The organism is Clavibacter rahimiani (genome assembly GCF_052654495.1).
Genome location: NZ_CP199790.1, coordinates 1,917,115 through 1,934,917, shown reverse-complemented (window position 1 = coordinate 1,934,917; position 17,803 = coordinate 1,917,115). Strand labels below are relative to the sequence as shown.

Here is a 17,803-nt window from a genome sequence, read left to right as displayed (position 1 = left end):
ACCAGCGCATGACGAACGCACGACTCTCGGACCTCCTCGCGGACGGGTCCATCCGGCTCGACGCGCGCGCCGACGACCGCGAGGCCGCCATCCGGCAGGCCGGCGAGGCGCTCGTCGCGTCCGGCGCGGTGGAGCCCGGCTACGTGGACGCCATGGTCGAGCGCGAGCGCTCGGTGTCCACGTTCGTCGGGGAGGGCGTCGCGGTGCCGCACGGCTCGTTCGCCGCGGGGCGCGACCTCGTGACGGCGGACGCGATCAGCGTCCTGCGCCTCCCCGACGGCGTCGACTGGGATGGGCACGACGTCCGCATCGTCATCGGGATCGCGGCCACGGGCGGCGGCCACATCGCCCTGCTGTCCCGGCTCGCGGAGATCCTCCTCGACCCCGTGCGCGCCGAGCAGCTGCGCGGCGCCACCGATCCCGCGACCGTCCGGGCGCTCCTGGGAGCCGGTACGGTCGAGGGATGACGACGACGCCGAAGGCCCCCCGACCGCAGACGGAAATCGACCGCATCGCCGAGGGGTGGATCGACGCCTCGCTCGACCTGCACCCCGAGGAGCGTGTGTACCTCGGCCGTCCGGGGCGCGAGGGGGAGTACGGCGACCACTCGCCCGCGGGCCACGCGGCGCACGCGGAGGCGGCGCGGGAGGTCATCCGGCAGCTCGACGGGGCGACGCCCGTCGACGCGGTCGACGAGGTCACGCGCATGGACCTCACGCGCGAGCTCCAGCTCGACGTCGAGATGCACGTCGCCGGCGTCCACCTCTCCGACCTCAACGTCATCGCATCGCCCGCGCAGGGCATCCGCGACGTCTTCGACATCTCGCCCACCGCGACCGAGGACGACTGGTCGCACCTCGCCACCCGCCTCGGCAACGTCGCCGGCGCGGTCGACGGCTACATCGAGACGCTGCGCGAGGGCGTGCGCCGCGGCCAGACGCCGGCCCGGCGCCAGATCCGCGAGGTGCTCGGCCAGGTCGAGCGCCAGGCGGCACCCGACGGCTTCTTCCGCTCCTTCGCCGAGGACGCCCGGCCCGACTCCGGCGAGCTGCCCGCCTCGCTCCGTCGGGACCTCGGCGCGCGCGCCGAGGAGGCCCGCGCCGCCTACGAGCGCCTCGCCGGCTTCCTCGGCTCGGAGCTCGAGCCCGCCGGCCGCGAGGCGGACGCCGTGGGCCGCGAGCAGTACGCCCTCCGGTCGCGCTCCTTCCTCGGCGCCGAGGTCGACCTCGACGAGACGTACGAGTGGGGCGTCGGCGAGCTGGCGCGCATGGTGGAGGAGCAGGAGTCCATCGCCCGCGAGATCCTCCCCGGCGCGAGCGTGCTGGAGGCCATCGCGCACCTCGACGGCGACGCGTCCCGCAAGCTCCACGGCACCGACGCCCTCCGCGCCTGGATGCAGGAGACGAGCGACCGTGCCGTCGAGGAGCTCGGCCGCACGCACTTCGACATCCCCGAGGAGATCCGCGCGCTCGAGTGCATGATCGCCCCCACGCAGGAGGGCGGCATCTACTACTCCGGCCCCGCGGACGACTTCAGCCGTCCCGGCCGCATGTGGTGGTCGGTGCCCGAGGGCGTGACCGAGTTCGACACCTGGCGCGAGCTCACCACCGTGTACCACGAGGGCGTCCCCGGCCACCACCTGCAGATCGCGCAGGCCACCTACAACAAGGCCGAGCTCAACACCTGGCGCCGCTTCGCCGGCACGTCCGGCCACGCGGAGGGCTGGGCGCTCTACGCCGAGCGCCTCATGCAGGAGCTCGGCTACCTCGACGACCCGGCCGACCGCCTCGGCATGCTCGACGGCCAGCGCATGCGCGCCGCCCGCGTCGTGCTCGACATCGGCGTGCACCTCGGCAAGCGCGTGCCCGACGGCGACGCCGTGTGGGACGCGGAGTACGCGTTCGACTTCATGGGCCGCAACGTGAACATGGATCCGTCGTTCGTGCGCTTCGAGGTCAACCGCTACCTCGGCTGGCCGGGCCAGGCCCCGTCCTACAAGGTGGGCCAGCGCATCTGGGAGGACCTCCGCGACGAGACGCGCCGCCGGGAGGGCGACGCGTTCGACGTCCGCGAGTTCCACCGCCGTGCGCTCGACGTCGGCGGCGTCGGCCTCGACACCCTGCGCGCCGCTGTCCTCCGCTGATCCCCGTCCCGGCTCGCGCGGCGCGGTTGTCGCGCCTCCCGGGCCGGGTCTAAGATCGACTGTCGCAGTTCTGCGACGACCCATCCGTCCGCCGCTCGACCGGTACCCGCGCGGGTCCGCGCCAGCGGCCTTATTCATGCCCATCCTGGAGCACTAACTACATGACAATCGCAACGACCGACAAGGCGCCCAAGCAGGTCGCGATCAACGACATCGGATCTGCTGAGGACTTCCTCGCCGCGGTCGAGAAGACACTGAAGTTCTTCAACGACGGGGACCTCATCGAGGGCACCGTCGTGAAGATCGATCGGGACGAGGTCCTGATCGACGTCGGCTACAAGACCGAGGGCGTCATCCCCTCGCGTGAGCTGTCCATCAAGCACGACGTCGACCCCACGGAGGTCGTCAAGGTCGGCGACACCGTCGAGGCCCTCGTCCTCCAGAAGGAGGACAAGGAAGGCCGTCTGATCCTGTCGAAGAAGCGCGCGCAGTACGAGCGTGCGTGGGGCGACGTGGAGAAGATCAAGGAGTCCGACGGCGTCGTCACCGGCACCGTCATCGAGGTCGTCAAGGGCGGCCTCATCGTGGACATCGGCCTCCGCGGCTTCCTCCCGGCCTCGCTCATCGAGCTGCGCCGCGTCCGCGACCTCACGCCGTACCTCGGCCAGGAGATCGAGGCGAAGATCCTCGAGCTCGACAAGAACCGCAACAACGTGGTCCTGTCGCGCCGTGCGCTCCTCGAGCAGACGCAGTCCGAGAGCCGCAGCACGTTCCTCAACAACCTCCAGAAGGGCCAGGTCCGCAAGGGTGTGGTCTCCTCGATCGTCAACTTCGGTGCGTTCGTGGACCTGGGCGGCGTCGACGGCCTCGTGCACGTCTCCGAGCTCAGTTGGAAGCACATCGAGCACGCCAGCGAGGTCGTCGAGGTGGGCCAGGAGGTGACCGTCGAGATCCTCGAGGTCGACCTGGACCGCGAGCGCGTCTCGCTGTCGCTCAAGGCGACGCAGGAGGACCCGTGGCAGGTCTTCGCCCGCACGCACGCCATCGGCCAGGTCGCGCCCGGGAAGGTCACCAAGCTGGTGCCGTTCGGTGCGTTCGTCCGCGTGGCCGAGGGCATCGAGGGCCTCGTGCACATCTCGGAGCTGTCCGGCAAGCACGTCGAGCTCGCGGAGCAGGTCGTGTCCGTCGGCGACGAGGTGTTCGTCAAGGTCATCGACATCGACCTCGAGCGTCGCCGCATCTCGCTGAGCCTCAAGCAGGCCAACGACGGCGTCGACCCCGAGGGCACCGAGTTCGACCCCGCCCTCTACGGCATGCTCACCGAGTACGACGACCAGGGGAACTACAAGTACCCCGAGGGCTTCGACCCGGAGACCAACGAGTGGAAGGAGGGCTTCGAGGCCCAGCGCGAGACCTGGGAGCAGCAGTACGCCGCCGCTCAGGCCCGCTGGGAGGCCCACAAGAAGCAGGTCGCGGCAGCAGCCGAGGCCGAGGCGGCCGACACGGGCATCACGTCCGCCGGCCCCGGCTTCACGAGCGACTCGACGGGCGCCGGCACGCTGGCGGACGACGAGAGCCTCGCCGCCCTGCGCGAGAAGCTGTCCAGCTCGAAGTAGTCCCACCCGCACCACGACGAGGCGGCTCTCCCTTCCGGGAGGGCCGCCTCCGTCGTTCCCGGGGGAGCCGCCCGCCTAGGCTGGATCCATGCGCGTGATCGGACTGACGGGCGGCATCGCCGCGGGCAAGACGGTGGTGGCCGACCGGCTGGCGGAGCTCGGGGCGGTGCGCATCGACGCCGACCGGCTCGCCCGCGAGGTCGTCGAGCCCGGCACGCCGGCGCTGGCGGAGATCGCGCGGCGCTTCGGGTCCGGGGTCATCGCCGCCGACGGCACGCTCGACCGGCCGGCCCTCGGCGCGATCGTGTTCCAGGACCCGGACGCCCGTCGCGACCTCGAGGCCATCACCCATCCCGCCGTCCGCGCCCTGTCCGCGCGCCGGATCGCCGAGGCGGGGGAGGCGGATCCCGACGCGGTCGTCGTGTACGACATCCCGCTCCTCGTCGAGTCCGGCCGAGTGGACGAGTTCGAGCGGATCATCGTGGTCCACGCGCCGCGCGAGGAGCGGATCCGCCGTCTGGTGGAGCTCCGCGGCATGGCCCGCGAGGAGGCCGAGCGCCGCATCGCGTCCCAGGCCGCGGACGAGGACCGGCTCCGGATCGCCGACGACGTCATCGACTCGGGGGAGTCGCTCGCGAGCACGCTCGCGCAGACGGATCGGCTCTGGGCGAACATGTCCGGCGGTGTCGGGGGCCGCTCGTAGACTCGAGAGCATGCAGCCCACCCGGTCCGTGCGCCCGTTCAAGGTCGTCAGCGAGTACTCCCCGAGCGGCGACCAGCCCACGGCCATCGCCGAGCTGGCCGGCCGCGTCAACGCCGGCGAACCCGACGTCGTCCTCCTCGGTGCCACCGGCACCGGCAAGTCGGCGACGGCCGCCTGGCTCATCGAGAAGGTGCAGCGGCCGACGCTGATCCTGGCGCACAACAAGACCCTGGCCGCGCAGCTGGCCACCGAGTTCCGCGAGCTCATGCCGGACAACGCGGTCGAGTACTTCGTCTCGTACTACGACTACTACCAGCCCGAGGCGTACGTCCCGCAGACGGACACCTTCATCGAGAAGGACTCGTCGGTCAACGCCGAGGTCGAGCGCCTCCGCCACTCCACCACCAACTCGCTGCTCAGCCGGCGTGATGTCGTGGTGGTCAGCACCGTCTCCTGCATCTACGGCCTCGGCCAGCCCGAGCAGTACATGAACGCCATGATCGCGCTCCAGGTCGGCATGCAGATCAACCGGGACACGCTCATCCGCAAGTTCGTCTCCATGCAGTACCAGCGCAACGACGTCGACTTCTCGCGCGGCAACTTCCGCGTGCGCGGCGACACCATCGAGATCATCCCGATGTACGAGGAGCTGGCCATCCGCATCGAGATGTTCGGCGACGAGATCGAGGCGCTCTACACGCTGCACCCGCTCACGGGCGACGTGGTCCGCAAGATGGACTCGGTCTCCGTCTTCCCCGGGTCGCACTACGTGGCCGAGACCGAGGTCATGCAGCGGGCCATCGGCACCATCCAGCAGGAGCTGGAGGAGCGGCTCGCGGTGCTCGAGCGCGAGGGCAAGCTGCTGGAGGCCCAGCGGCTGCGCATGCGCACCAACTTCGACATCGAGATGATGCAGCAGATCGGCTTCTGCTCGGGCATCGAGAACTACTCGCGCCACATCGACGGGCGCTCGCCCGGCGAGGCGCCGCACTGCCTGCTCGACTACTTCCCGGACGACTTCCTGGTCGTCATCGACGAGTCGCACGTCACCGTCCCGCAGATCGGCGCCATGTTCGAGGGCGACTCGTCGCGCAAGCGCACGCTCGTGGAGCACGGCTTCCGCCTGCCGAGCGCCCTCGACAACCGGCCGCTGAAGTGGAACGAGTTCACCGAGCGCGTCGGCCAGACCGTCTACATGTCGGCCACGCCCGGCAAGTACGAGCTCGGCATGGGCGACGGCGTGGTGGAGCAGATCATCCGCCCGACCGGCCTCATCGACCCGGCCATCGTGGTCAAGCCCACCAAGGGCCAGATCGACGACCTCCTCGAGCAGATCCGCATCCGCGTCGAGAAGGACGAGCGCATCCTCGTCACCACCCTCACGAAGAAGATGGCCGAGGAGCTCACCGACTACTTCGCCGAGGCGGGCGTGCGCGTGCGCTACCTGCACTCGGACGTCGACACGCTCCGCCGGGTGGAGCTGCTCTCCGAGCTGCGCGCCGGCGTCTACGACGTCCTCGTCGGCATCAACCTCCTGCGCGAGGGCCTCGACCTGCCGGAGGTGTCGCTCGTCGCGATCCTCGACGCCGACAAGGAGGGCTTCCTCCGGTCGTCCACGTCGCTCATCCAGACCATCGGCCGCGCGGCGCGCAACGTCTCGGGCGAGGTGCACATGTACGCCGACGTGCTCACCGACAGCATGAAGCGCGCCATCGACGAGACCGACCGCCGCCGCGAGCGGCAGGTGGCCTACAACACCGAGCACGGCATCGACCCGACGCCGCTGCGGAAGCGCATCGCCGACATCACCGAGATCCTGGCGCGCGAGGGCGAGGACACGAAGAAGATGCTCGAGGGGCGCGGCGGCGGCAAGCGGTCGCCTACGCCGAACCTCCGCCGCGAGGGCAAGGCGGCGGCCGGCGCGAACGAGCTGGAGACGATCATCTCCGACCTCAACGACCAGATGCTGCAGGCCGCGGGCGAGCTCAAGTTCGAGCTGGCGGCGCGCCTCCGCGACGAGCTGGGCGACCTCAAGCGCGAGCTGCGTCAGATGGAGAAGGCCGGGCACCTGTCCTGAGGTGGAGCGGGGGAGCGGGGGAGCGGGGGAGCGCGCCGCCGGAGGCCGCCGCCGCTCCCCTCCGTCTGCTCTGTCGGTGGCGGCGCATACGATGGACGGGTGTCAATCTCCCCCGTCGAGTCCTCCTCCCTCCTCAGCGTCCGCGGTGCCCGTGTCCACAACCTCCGTGACGTCGACCTCGACATCCCGCGCGACTCGCTGGTGGTCTTCACGGGCCTCTCGGGGTCCGGCAAGTCGTCCCTCGCGTTCGACACGATCTTCGCCGAGGGCCAGCGCCGCTACGTCGAGTCGCTCTCCGCGTACGCGCGCCAGTTCCTCGGCCAGGTCGACCGGCCCGACGTCGACTTCATCGAGGGCCTGAGCCCCGCGGTCTCCATCGACCAGAAGTCGACGAACCGCAACCCCCGGTCCACGGTCGGCACCATCACCGAGATCTTCGACTACATGCGCCTGCTCTGGGCCCGCATCGGCGTCGCGCACTGCCCCGTCTGCGGGGAGCGCATCTCGCGCCAGACCGTGCAGCAGATCGCCGACCAGCTCATGGAGCTCGAGTCCGGCACGCGGTACCAGATCGTCAGCCCCATCGTGTCGCAGAAGAAGGGCGAGTTCGTCGACCTGTTCGCGGAGCTCGCCTCCGGCGGCTACTCGCGCGCCATCGTCGACGGGGAGCTCATCCAGCTCAGCTCGCCGCCCAAGCTCAAGAAGCAGTACAAGCACGACATCTCCGTCGTGGTCGACCGCCTCGTCGCGAACGACGACATCCTCGGGCGCCTCACCGACTCGCTCGAGACCGCGCTGCGCCTCACCGACGGCATCGTCATGATCGACTTCGTCGACGTCGAGGGCCCCGGCGGCCTCCGCACGTACTCCGAGAAGCTGTCCTGCCCGAACAACCACCCGATCCAGCTCACCGAGATCGAGCCGCGCACCTTCTCGTTCAACGCGCCGTTCGGCGCCTGCCCCGAGTGCTCCGGCCTCGGCACGCGCATGTCGGTCGACCAGGAGCTCCTCATCGGCGACGAGTCGCTGAGCATCGCCGACGGCGTGATCCTGCCCTGGACCACGCAGGGCAAGGGCCTGTTCCAGTACTACGAGAAGCTCCTCGCCGGCCTCGCCCGCGACCTCAAGTTCTCGCTCACCACGCCCTGGCGGAAGCTGTCGGAGGAGGTCCGCGAGGCGGTCCTCCGCGGCAACGACTTCGAGGTGCAGGTCAAGTGGAAGAACCGCTACGGCCGCGAGATGACCTACTCGTCCGGCTTCGAGGGCGTCATGCCCTACATCGAGCGCCAGTTCGCGCAGGCGGAGACCGACAACCAGCGGGCGCGCTGGGGCGAGTACCTCCGTGAGATCCCGTGCCCGGTCTGCGACGGCAAGCGGCTGAAGCCCGAGGTGCTCGCGGTGCTCGTGCACGGGGCGAACATCGCCGACGTCGCCGAGATGAGCCTCTCGGACGCCCAGGCGTTCATGGCGCAGCTCGAGCTCACGGACCGCGAGGCGCACATCGCCGCCCAGGTGCTGCGGGAGATCCGCGTGCGCCTGGAGTTCCTCATCGAGGTCGGCCTCAACTACCTCAACCTCGCGCGGGCGGCCGCGTCGCTCTCCGGCGGCGAGGCGCAGCGCATCCGCTTGGCCACGCAGATCGGCTCGGGCCTCACCGGCGTGCTGTACGTGCTCGACGAGCCGAGCATCGGCCTGCACCAGCGCGACAACCGCCGCCTCATCGAGACCCTCGTCAAGCTGCGCGACCTCGGCAACACGCTCATCGTCGTGGAGCACGACGAGGACACCATCCGCACGGCGGACTGGGTCGTCGACATCGGACCGGGCGCGGGCGTGAACGGCGGCAAGGTCGTCCACTCCGGCTCCTACGAGGGCCTCCTCGAGAACCGCGAGTCGCTCACGGGCGACTACCTCGCCGGGCGCCGCGCCATCGCGACGCCGACGAAGCGCCGCAAGATCGACAGGAAGCGGCAGATCCAGGTCGTGGGTGCGCGGGCCAACAACCTGCAGAACGTCAACGCGTCGTTCCCGCTCGGCACGCTCACGGCCGTCACGGGCGTCAGCGGATCCGGCAAGTCGTCCCTCGTCAACGACATCCTCTACCGGGTGCTCGCCAACGAGCTCAACGGCGCCCGCAAGGTGCCGGGCAAGCACTCCCGCGTCACGGGCCTCGAGAACCTCGACAAGGTCGTCCACGTCGACCAGAACCCCATCGGCCGCACCCCCCGCTCGAATCCCGCCACGTACACGGGCGTCTTCGACCGGATCCGCACCCTCTTCGCCGAGACCACCGAGGCGAAGGCGCGGGGCTACCTCCCCGGCCGCTTCAGCTTCAACGTCAAGGGCGGGCGCTGCGAGGCGTGCTCGGGCGACGGCACCATCAAGATCGAGATGAACTTCCTGCCCGACGTGTACGTGGCCTGCGAGGTCTGCGGGGGAGCGCGCTACAACCGCGACACCCTCAGCGTCCACTACAAGGGCAAGAGCATCGCGGAGGTGCTCGACATGTCCATCAGCGAGGCGGCGGAGTTCTTCGAGCCCATCCAGGCCATCCACCGCTTCATGAAGACGCTGGTCGACGTGGGCCTCGGCTACGTGCGGCTCGGCCAGAGCGCGACCACGCTCTCCGGCGGCGAGGCGCAGCGCGTCAAGCTGTCCACCGAGCTCCAGCGCCGCTCCAACGGCCGGAGCATCTACGTGCTCGACGAGCCGACGACGGGCCTGCACTTCGAGGACGTGCGGAAGCTCCTCCTCGTGCTCAACGGGCTGGTCGACAAGGGCAACACGGTCATCGTCATCGAGCACAACCTCGACGTCATCAAGTCCGCCGACTGGCTGATCGACATGGGCCCCGAGGGCGGCGCGGGCGGCGGCACGGTGCTCGCCACCGGCACGCCCGAGCACCTCGCCACGGTGCCCGAGAGCTACACCGGCGGCTTCCTCCGCGAGGTGCTCGAGGCCGAGGCCGAGGCGTCGGCGGCCGGGTCCACGCGTGCGCGCGAGGAGCGCGCGGCCGTCTGATGGCCCGCACCGACACGGTCGGCTACCGTCCGGCGGCGGGGGAGATCCCCACGTCGCCGGGCGTGTACCGCTTCCGCGACGCGGCTGGCCGCGTGCTCTACGTGGGCAAGGCGAACAACCTGCGCGCGCGCCTCGCCAACTACTTCGCGCCGCTCGAGAGCCTGCACGAGCGCACCCGGCGCATGGTCACGTCCGCCGCGGGCGTGGAGTGGACGGTCGTGGGCAGCGAGTTCGAGGCGCTGCAGCTCGAGTTCACGTGGATCAAGGAGTTCGACCCGCCCTTCAACGTCAAGTTCCGGGACGACAAGTCGTACCCGTACCTGGCGGTGACGCTGGGCGAGGAGTACCCCCGGGTCGTGGTCACCCGCAACCGCAAGATCCGGGGCGCGAAGTACTTCGGGCCCTACACGAAGGTCTGGGCCATCCGCGAGACGGTCGACCACATGCTCAAGGTGTTCCCGATGCGGTCGTGCTCGGAGAGCACCTTCAAGCGCGCCCGGCAGACCAACCGCCCCTGCCTCCTCGGCGACATCGGCCGCTGCGCCGCGCCCTGCGTCGGCCGGGTCTCCGAGGAGGAGCACCGCGAGATCGCGGACGACTTCGTCAGCTTCATGGCCGGCAACGACTCGAAGTACGTGGGCCAGCTCACCCAGCGGATGAAGGACGCCGCGGCGGAGATGGACTACGAGGCCGCCGCCCGGCACCGGGACGACATCGGCGCGCTCGAGGCGGCCCTCTCCAAGACGGCCGTCGTGTTCGACGACCGGGTCGACGCCGACGTGTTCGGCATCGCCGCCGACGAGCTCGCCGCCGCCGTGCAGCAGTTCATGGTCCGCGGCGGCCGCATCCGCGGCACGCGCACGTGGGTCGTCGACAAGGAGCTCGACATCGGCATCGGCGAGCTCGTCGAGACCGTCCTGCACAACGCCTACGAGGACGAGGCGCACCCGCCGCGCGAGGTCCTCGTCCCCGAGCTGCCGGCGGACGCGGCCGAGCTCGAGCTGTGGCTCAGCCAGCGCCGGGCCGCCGGGGAGGACGACGGGACCGTGCGGCGCGGCCGACCGAGCTCCTGGCAGGTCGACCTGCGGGTCGCCCAGCGAGGCGACAAGGCGGCGCTCGCGCAGACCGCCGCCACCAACGCGCAGAACGCCCTCATGCTCTACAAGACGCGACGCAGCTCCGACTTCACCACCCGGTCGAAGGCCCTCGCCGACATCCAGGAGGCGCTCGGCATGCCCGACGCGCCGCTGCGGATGGAGTGCTACGACGTGTCGCACCTGAGCGGCACCAACATCGTCGCGTCCATGGTCGTGTTCGAGGACGGCCTGCCGCGGAAGGACCAGTACCGCCGGTTCAACATCGCCGACTCCACGGACGACACCGAGTCGATCCACCAGGTCATCACCCGCCGCCTCGCGTACCTCGGCAAGGAGACGGAGGTCCCGGCCGACGCGGCGCCGCCCGAGCTCGGCGAGGCGCCTCCCGTGAACAAGTTCTCGTACAGCCCGAACCTGCTCATCGTCGACGGCGGGCAGCCGCAGGTGGCGGCAGCCCAGCGGGCGCTCGAGGAGTCGGGCGTCACGGGGATCCAGCTGGCGGGCATCGCCAAGCGCCTCGAGGAGATCTGGCTGCCGGACTCCGACTACCCGATCATCCTGCCGCGCAACAGCGATGCGCTCTTCCTCATCCAGCGCATCCGCGACGAGGCGCACCGCTTCGCGATCACGCATCAGCGCGCCCGGCGCAAGCGCGACATCACGTCGGTGCTCAACGAGATCCCCGGCCTCGGCCCGTCGCGCGTGCAGCGCCTGCTCCAGCAGTTCGGGTCGGTCGCGAAGCTCAAGCAGGCCGAGGTCGACGAGATCGCCGCGGTCCGCACCATCGGACCCACGCTCGCGCAGGCGGTCTACGAGCGGCTCCGCTCGTGACCCGGGCCCGGCCCGGTGTCGCGGGTCCCACCTAGACTGGATCCACCGACCAGCGCGACGAGAGGTGCAGCCCCGCATGAGCGTGGAGATCCCCCAGCAGGACGTCATGATCGTGACGGGGATGTCCGGCGCGGGCCGCTCCACCGTCGGCAACGCGCTGGAGGACCTCGGCTGGTACGTCGTCGACAACCTCCCGCCGCAGATGCTCAAGCCGCTCGTCGAGCTCGCGGGGCGGGCGGGCACGTCCCTGCCCAAGATCGCGGCGGTGGTCGACGTCCGCGGCGGGGACTTCTTCTCGGAGCTGCGGGATGTCCTGCAGACGTTCGGCACGGGTCCGCGGCTGCGGGTCCTGTTCCTCGAGGCCACGGACGCGGCGCTCGTGCGGCGCTTCGAGCAGGTGCGCCGGCCGCACCCGCTGCAGGGCAACGGCACGCTGCTCGACGGCATCGCCGCCGAGCGCGCCCGGATGATCGAGATCCGCGAGGCGAGCGACATCGTCATCGACACGTCCGAGCTCAACATCCATCAGCTCGCCACGACCATCACCGAGCAGTTCAGCGGCGCCGACGACGCCGGCGTGCGCGTCACCGTCATGAGCTTCGGCTTCAAGTACGGCACGCCCGCGGACGCCGACATGCTGGCCGACATGCGCTTCCTGCCGAACCCCTTCTGGACCCCCGAGCTCCGCCCGCTGACCGGCCGCGACAAGGCCGTCAGCGACTACGTGCTGGGGCAGGAGGGGGCGGAGGAGTTCGTCCACGCCTACGCCGGCGCCTTGGCCCCGGTGCTCGCCGGCTATCAGCGCGAGAACAAGAGACACGCTACGATCGCTATCGGCTGTACCGGCGGCAAGCACCGCTCGGTCGCCGTCGCCGAGGAGCTCTCCAGCCTCCTCCGCGCCCTTCCCGGCGTCGCTGTCAGCACCAAGCACCGCGACCTCGGCCGGGAGTAGGGCACCCATCTCATCAAGGGAGTAAGCATTTGCCTCTGACCTCGGACGTCAAGGAAGAGCTGTCACGCGTCGAGGTCAGCAAGACCACGGTGAGGGCCGCCGAGCTGGCCACCATCCTGCGCTTCTCCGGCGGTCTGCACCTCATCTCGAACCGCATCGCGGTCGAGTCCGAGCTCGACACGCCGCTCCTCGCCCGCCGCGTCCGCAAGGACCTCGCGGAGCTCTACGGGGTCCGCAGCGACATCTCCGTCATCCCCGCGTCCGGCATGCGCCGCGCCACCCACTACCTGGTCCGGGTGATGGAGGGCGGCGAGACCCTCGCCCGCCAGACCGGCCTGCTCGACGCCCGGCGCCGCCCCATCCGCGGGCTCCCCAACCGCCTCACCACGGGCTCCCGCGAGGAGATCGCGGCCGTGTGGCGCGGGGCGTTCCTCGCGGCCGGCACGCTGACGGATCCCGGCCGCTCGGCCGCGCTCGAGGTCACCTGCCCCGGCAACGAGGCGGCCATGGCGCTCGTCGGCGCGGCGGGTCGGCTCGACGTGAGCGCGAAGGCGCGGGAGGTCCGCGGCGTGCACCGCGTCGTCATCCGCGACGGCGACGCCATCGGCCAGATGCTGCGGGCCATGGGCGCGCAGGGCACGGTCGTGAACTGGGAGGAGATGCGCCAGCGCCGCGAGGTGCGGGCCACCGCCAACCGCCTCGTCAACTTCGACGACGCCAACCTCCGCCGCTCCGCCCAGGCCGCCGTGGCCGCGTGCGCGCGCGTGGAGCGGGCCATGGAGATCCTCGGCCCGGACATCCCCGAGCACCTCAAGTACGCGGGCGACCTGCGCCTGCGCTTCCGCGACTCCAGCCTCGACGAGCTCGGCCACCACGCGGACCCGCCCATGACGAAGGACGCGGTCGCGGGCCGCATCCGCCGCCTGCTGGCGATGGCCGACAAGAAGGCCGTCGACGAGGGCCTGCCCGGCACCGACGCCAACCTGCCGGCCGACCTCGACGACGTCTGATCCCCTCGCCTCCGGTGCGGACGACGGGGCGGGACCGCGTCGCCGTCGCCGGTGATCCGCCGGACGCCGGGCGTCATCCGGCCAGGTGGCGCGGAGGGCCGCCGGACTAGACTCGATCCGTCACCCACCCCCGGCCTCTGGCCGGGAGCCCCCGGGCAATGAAGAGGAGATACACCTATGGCTGACTACACTCTCGTCGACCTCCCGTACGACTACTCGGCCCTCGAGCCGAACATCAGCGGCCGCATCATGGAGCTGCACCACGACAAGCACCACAAGACGTACGTCGACGGCGCGAACACCGCCCTCGTCAAGCTCCAGGAGGCGCGCGACGCCGGCGACCTGACCTTCGTCAACAAGTTCCAGAAGGACCTCGCGTTCAACCTCGCGGGCCACGTGAACCACACCGTGTTCTGGAACAACCTCAGCCCGGACGGCGGCGACAAGCCCACCGGCGAGCTCGCCGCGGCCATCGACGAGTTCTTCGGCTCGTACGACAAGTTCCAGGCGCACTTCACCGCGTCCGCCCTCGGCATCCAGGGCTCCGGCTGGAGCATCCTCGCGTGGGACTCGCTGGGCCAGAAGCTCATCATCGAGCAGCTGTACGACCACCAGGGCAACCTCGCGGCGGGCACCGTTCCGATCCTCCTGCTCGACATGTGGGAGCACGCCTTCTACCTCGACTACGTCAACGTCAAGGCGGACTACGTCAAGGCGTTCTGGAACATCGTCAACTGGGCCGACGTGCAGGCGCGCTTCGAGGCCGCCCGCACCAAGACGCAGGGCCTCTTCCTCCTCTCGTAGCCGCATCCGCGGGCGGCCGGCCGGGAGACCCCGGCCGCCCGCGGATCCGCACGGCAGGCTCCCCGAAGACCCTCGACCTCCACCACCCACCGCCGCCCCCGAGCGCGCAGAACATCAGGAGAACACGTGACCGTCAAGATCGGCATCAACGGCTTCGGCCGCATTGGCCGCAACTACTTCCGCGCCGCGCTCGCCAAGGGCAGCGACATCGAGATCGTCGCGGTGAACGACCTCACCGACAACAAGGCGCTCGCGCACCTGCTCAAGTACGACTCCGTCAACGGCCGCCTGGACGCCACCGTCGAGCTGGACGGCGACAACATCGTCGTCAACGGCAAGGCCATCCGCGTCCTCGAGGAGCGCGACCCCGCGAACCTCCCCTGGGGCGAGCTCGGCGTCGAGATCGTCATCGAGTCGACCGGCCGCTTCACCAAGGCGGAGGACGCGCGCAAGCACATCGCCGCCGGTGCCAAGAAGGTCCTCGTCTCCGCGCCCGCCACGGGCGACAACGTCGCGACCCTGGTCCTCGGCGTCAACGAGGGCACCTACGACCCCGCCACGCACGACGTCATCTCCAACGCGTCCTGCACCACGAACTGCCTCGCGCCCCTCGCCAAGGTCTTCCTCGACGAGTTCGGCATCGAGCGCGGCCTCATGACGACGGTCCACGCGTACACGGCCGACCAGAACCTGCAGGACGGCCCGCACAGCGACCTCCGCCGTGCCCGCGCCGCCGCGCTCAACATCATCCCCACGTCGACGGGCGCCGCGAAGGCCCTCGGCCTCGTGATCCCCGAGCTCGTCGGCAAGCTCGACGGCTACGCGCTCCGCGTGCCCGTGCCCACCGGCTCGATCACCGACCTCACCATCGAGACCACGGCGAACGTCACGGTCGAGCAGGTCAACGCCGCGTACAAGGCCGCCGCCGAGGGCCCCCTCAAGGGCATCCTCAAGTACACCGAGGACCCCATCGTCTCCAGCGACATCGTCAACGACCCGCACTCCTCGATCTTCGACGCCGGCCTCACCAAGGTCATCGGCTCGCAGGTCAAGGTCGCGTCGTGGTACGACAACGAGTGGGGCTACTCCAACCGCCTCGTCGACCTCACCGAGTACGTCGCCGACCGCCTGTAACCGGCCGTGGCACTCCGCACCATCGATTCCTTGGGGGATCTCCGGGGACGCCGCGTCATCGTGCGCTGCGACCTCAACGTCCCCCTGAAGGACGGCGTGATCGGTGACGACGGGCGCATCCGCGCCTCGCTGGGGACCCTCACGGGTCTCCGCGAGGCCGGGGCCCGCGTCGTCGTCATCTCGCACCTCGGCCGTCCCGACGGCACGCCGGATGAGAAGTACAGCCTGCGGCCCGTCGCGGCCCGCCTCGGCGAGCTCCTCGGAGCCGACGTGGCCTTCGCCGCCGACACCGTGGGCGACTCCGCCGCCGCGGCCGTCGCGGCCCTCGACGACGGCGACGTCGTCGTGCTCGAGAACCTCCGCTTCCACGCGGAGGAGACGAGCAAGGACGAGTCCGTCCGCCGCGGCTTCGCGGAGCGGATCGCCGAGCTCGGGGACGCGTTCGTGTCCGATGGCTTCGGCGTCGTCCACCGAAAGCAGGCCAGCGTGTTCGAGCTCGCGTCCGCGCTCCCCAGCGCGGCCGGCTCGCTCATCGCCAGCGAGCTCGAGGTGCTCGACCGCCTGACGGAGAACCCGGAGCGGCCCTACACGGTCGTCCTCGGCGGATCCAAGGTGTCGGACAAGCTCGGCGTGATCGGCCACCTGCTGCCGCGCGTCGACTCGCTGCTCATCGGCGGCGGGATGCTGTTCACGTTCCTCAAGGCACAGGGCCACGAGGTGGGAGCCAGCCTCCTCGAAGAGGACCAGGTCGAGACCGTCCGGGGCTACCTGGCCGAGGCCGAGGAGCGGGGCGTCAAGATCGTCCTGCCGACCGACGTGGTCGTCGCGGACGGGTTCTCCGCCGACGCCGCGCACGAGGTCACCCGCGCCGACGCCATCGAGGGGACGCCCGCGGGCGCGAAGGGGCTGGGGCTCGACATCGGCCCCGAGACCGCCGACGCGTTCGCGACGATCATCCGCGGCTCCACGACCGTGTTCTGGAACGGCCCCATGGGCGTCTTCGAGCTGGAGCCGTTCGCGGCCGGCACGAAGACGGTCGCCGACGCGCTCACGCGCGTCGAGGGGCTGTCCGTGGTCGGAGGCGGCGACAGCGCCGCGGCCGTCCGCGCGCTCGGATTCGATGATGACCGCTTCGGTCACATCTCGACCGGAGGCGGCGCGAGCCTCGAGTTCCTCGAGGGGAAGCGCCTGCCGGGACTGGAGGTCCTCGGATGGCAGTGACCGATCGCCCGCAGGGGCGCACGCCCCTCATCGCGGGCAACTGGAAGATGAACCTGGACCACCTCCAGGCCATCGCCTTCGTGCAGAAGCTCGCGTGGAGCCTCAAGGACGCGAAGCACGACTACGCGGAGGCGGAGGTCGCGGTGTTCCCGCCGGCCACCGACATCCGCAGCGTGCAGACGCTCGTCTCGGCGGACAAGCTCGAGCTGGCGTACGGCGCGCAGGACGTCTCCGAGCACGAGTCCGGCGCGTACACGGGGGAGATCTCCGCGGCGTTCCTGGCGCAGCTCGCGTGCCGCTACGTGATCGTCGGGCACTCCGAGCGGCGCACGCTGCACGGCGAGACCGACGAGCAGGTGGCGGCGAAGTCCGCGGCGGCCGTCCAGCACGGCATCGTCCCGGTCATCTGCGTGGGCGAGACCGCGGCGGACCTCGAGGAGCACGGCGCCAGCGCCGTCCCCGTCGCCCAGCTGCGCGTCGCGCTGCAGGGGCTGCCGAAGGGCGCCGACGTCGTCGTCGCCTACGAGCCCGTGTGGGCGATCGGGTCCGGCAAGGCCGCGACGCCCGAGCAGGCCCAGCAGGTCGCGGCGCCCCTGCGCGCCGTGGTCGCCGAGCTGCTCGGCGACGAGGCCGCGAAGGCCACGCGCATCCTGTACGGCGGATCCGTCAAGTCGGGCAACATCGCGGGCTTCCTCCGCGAGCCGGACGTCGACGGCGCCCTCGTCGGCGGCGCCAGCCTCGACGTGCAGGAGTTCTCCGCCATCGCGCGGTTCCGCTCCCACGTCGGCGTCTGAGCCGCACGCGCATCCCGAGCCGTCCGCGCCCCACCGGGCGCGGACGGCTCGCCGCATCCAGCCTGCCGCTATAATCGACAACGGCCCATCGGCCGATCACGGTCGACTCGGCCACAGCACCGCGCACCCGAAAGGCCGCACGTGGAAATCCTCCAGGTAGTCCTGCAGGTGGTTCTGGGAATCACCAGCCTCCTGCTGACCATGCTCATCCTCCTGCACAAGGGGCGGGGCGGCGGTCTGTCCGACATGTTCGGGGGCGGCACCACGTCGAGCCTCGGCTCGTCGGGCGTGGCCGAGCGGAACCTGAACCGCATCACCGTCATCCTCGGTCTGATCTGGGTCACGTGCATCGTGGTCCTCGGACTGATCACCAAGTTCGACACCGGATTGTAGGGAGCAG

14 protein-coding genes are annotated in these 17,803 nt (G+C 70.6%); all 14 read left to right on the top strand.

Features of this window, described 5'->3' with window-relative positions:
• Nucleotides 1-8: 8 nt before the first annotated feature.
• Nucleotides 9-467, top strand: a complete 459-nt coding sequence (locus ACT7CP_RS09190; RefSeq protein ID WP_413962811.1) for a PTS mannitol transporter subunit IIA — start codon at nt 9-11, stop codon at nt 465-467.
• Nucleotides 464-2,143, top strand: a complete 1,680-nt coding sequence (locus ACT7CP_RS09185; protein ID WP_445441985.1) for a DUF885 domain-containing protein — start codon at nt 464-466, stop codon at nt 2,141-2,143. The genes ACT7CP_RS09190 and ACT7CP_RS09185 overlap by 4 nt, the downstream gene beginning before the upstream one ends.
• 161 nt (nt 2,144-2,304) lie before the next feature.
• The gene (gene rpsA, locus ACT7CP_RS09180; RefSeq protein WP_086513559.1) at nt 2,305-3,759 is read left to right on the top strand and encodes a 30S ribosomal protein S1; all 1,455 of its coding nucleotides are present in this window, start codon (nt 2,305-2,307) and stop codon (nt 3,757-3,759) included.
• A gap of 88 nt (nt 3,760-3,847) precedes the next feature.
• Nucleotides 3,848-4,462: a dephospho-CoA kinase gene (gene coaE, locus ACT7CP_RS09175; RefSeq protein WP_445441984.1), complete on the top strand. Its 615-nt coding sequence runs from the start codon at nt 3,848-3,850 to the stop codon at nt 4,460-4,462.
• A 10-nt stretch (nt 4,463-4,472) separates the two neighbouring features.
• On the top strand, nt 4,473-6,539 hold the full coding sequence (gene uvrB, locus ACT7CP_RS09170; protein ID WP_413962814.1) for an excinuclease ABC subunit UvrB: 2,067 nt from the start codon (nt 4,473-4,475) through the stop codon (nt 6,537-6,539).
• A 99-nt stretch (nt 6,540-6,638) separates the two neighbouring features.
• Nucleotides 6,639-9,560, top strand: coding sequence for an excinuclease ABC subunit UvrA (gene uvrA, locus ACT7CP_RS09165; RefSeq protein WP_445441983.1), 2,922 nt, complete (start codon nt 6,639-6,641; stop codon nt 9,558-9,560).
• Complete coding sequence (gene uvrC, locus ACT7CP_RS09160; protein ID WP_413962816.1) at nt 9,560-11,488, top strand: excinuclease ABC subunit UvrC; 1,929 nt, start codon at nt 9,560-9,562, stop codon at nt 11,486-11,488. Before uvrA ends, uvrC begins: the two co-directional genes overlap by 1 nt.
• A 76-nt stretch (nt 11,489-11,564) precedes the next feature.
• Nucleotides 11,565-12,440: an RNase adapter RapZ gene (rapZ, locus tag ACT7CP_RS09155; RefSeq protein ID WP_413962817.1), complete on the top strand. Its 876-nt coding sequence runs from the start codon at nt 11,565-11,567 to the stop codon at nt 12,438-12,440.
• 29 nt (nt 12,441-12,469) lie between these two features.
• Nucleotides 12,470-13,450, top strand: a complete 981-nt coding sequence (gene whiA, locus ACT7CP_RS09150; protein WP_012299318.1) for a DNA-binding protein WhiA — start codon at nt 12,470-12,472, stop codon at nt 13,448-13,450.
• Nucleotides 13,451-13,627: 177 nt separating this feature from the next.
• Nucleotides 13,628-14,254, top strand: coding sequence for a superoxide dismutase (locus ACT7CP_RS09145; RefSeq protein ID WP_307500945.1), 627 nt, complete (start codon nt 13,628-13,630; stop codon nt 14,252-14,254).
• Nucleotides 14,255-14,380: 126 nt separating this feature from the next.
• Nucleotides 14,381-15,388 carry a type I glyceraldehyde-3-phosphate dehydrogenase gene (gene gap, locus ACT7CP_RS09140; protein WP_307500946.1) on the top strand — a complete coding sequence of 336 codons (1,008 nt, stop codon included), beginning with the start codon at nt 14,381-14,383 and terminating at the stop codon, nt 15,386-15,388.
• A gap of 6 nt (nt 15,389-15,394) precedes the next feature.
• The gene (locus ACT7CP_RS09135; RefSeq protein ID WP_445441982.1) at nt 15,395-16,609 is read left to right on the top strand and encodes a phosphoglycerate kinase; all 1,215 of its coding nucleotides are present in this window, start codon (nt 15,395-15,397) and stop codon (nt 16,607-16,609) included.
• Nucleotides 16,600-17,403: a triose-phosphate isomerase gene (tpiA, locus tag ACT7CP_RS09130; protein ID WP_413962821.1), complete on the top strand. Its 804-nt coding sequence runs from the start codon at nt 16,600-16,602 to the stop codon at nt 17,401-17,403. Before ACT7CP_RS09135 ends, tpiA begins: the two co-directional genes overlap by 10 nt.
• 141 nt (nt 17,404-17,544) lie before the next feature.
• On the top strand, nt 17,545-17,796 hold the full coding sequence (gene secG, locus ACT7CP_RS09125) for a preprotein translocase subunit SecG (RefSeq protein WP_012299313.1): 252 nt from the start codon (nt 17,545-17,547) through the stop codon (nt 17,794-17,796).
• Nucleotides 17,797-17,803 lie beyond the last annotated feature (7 nt).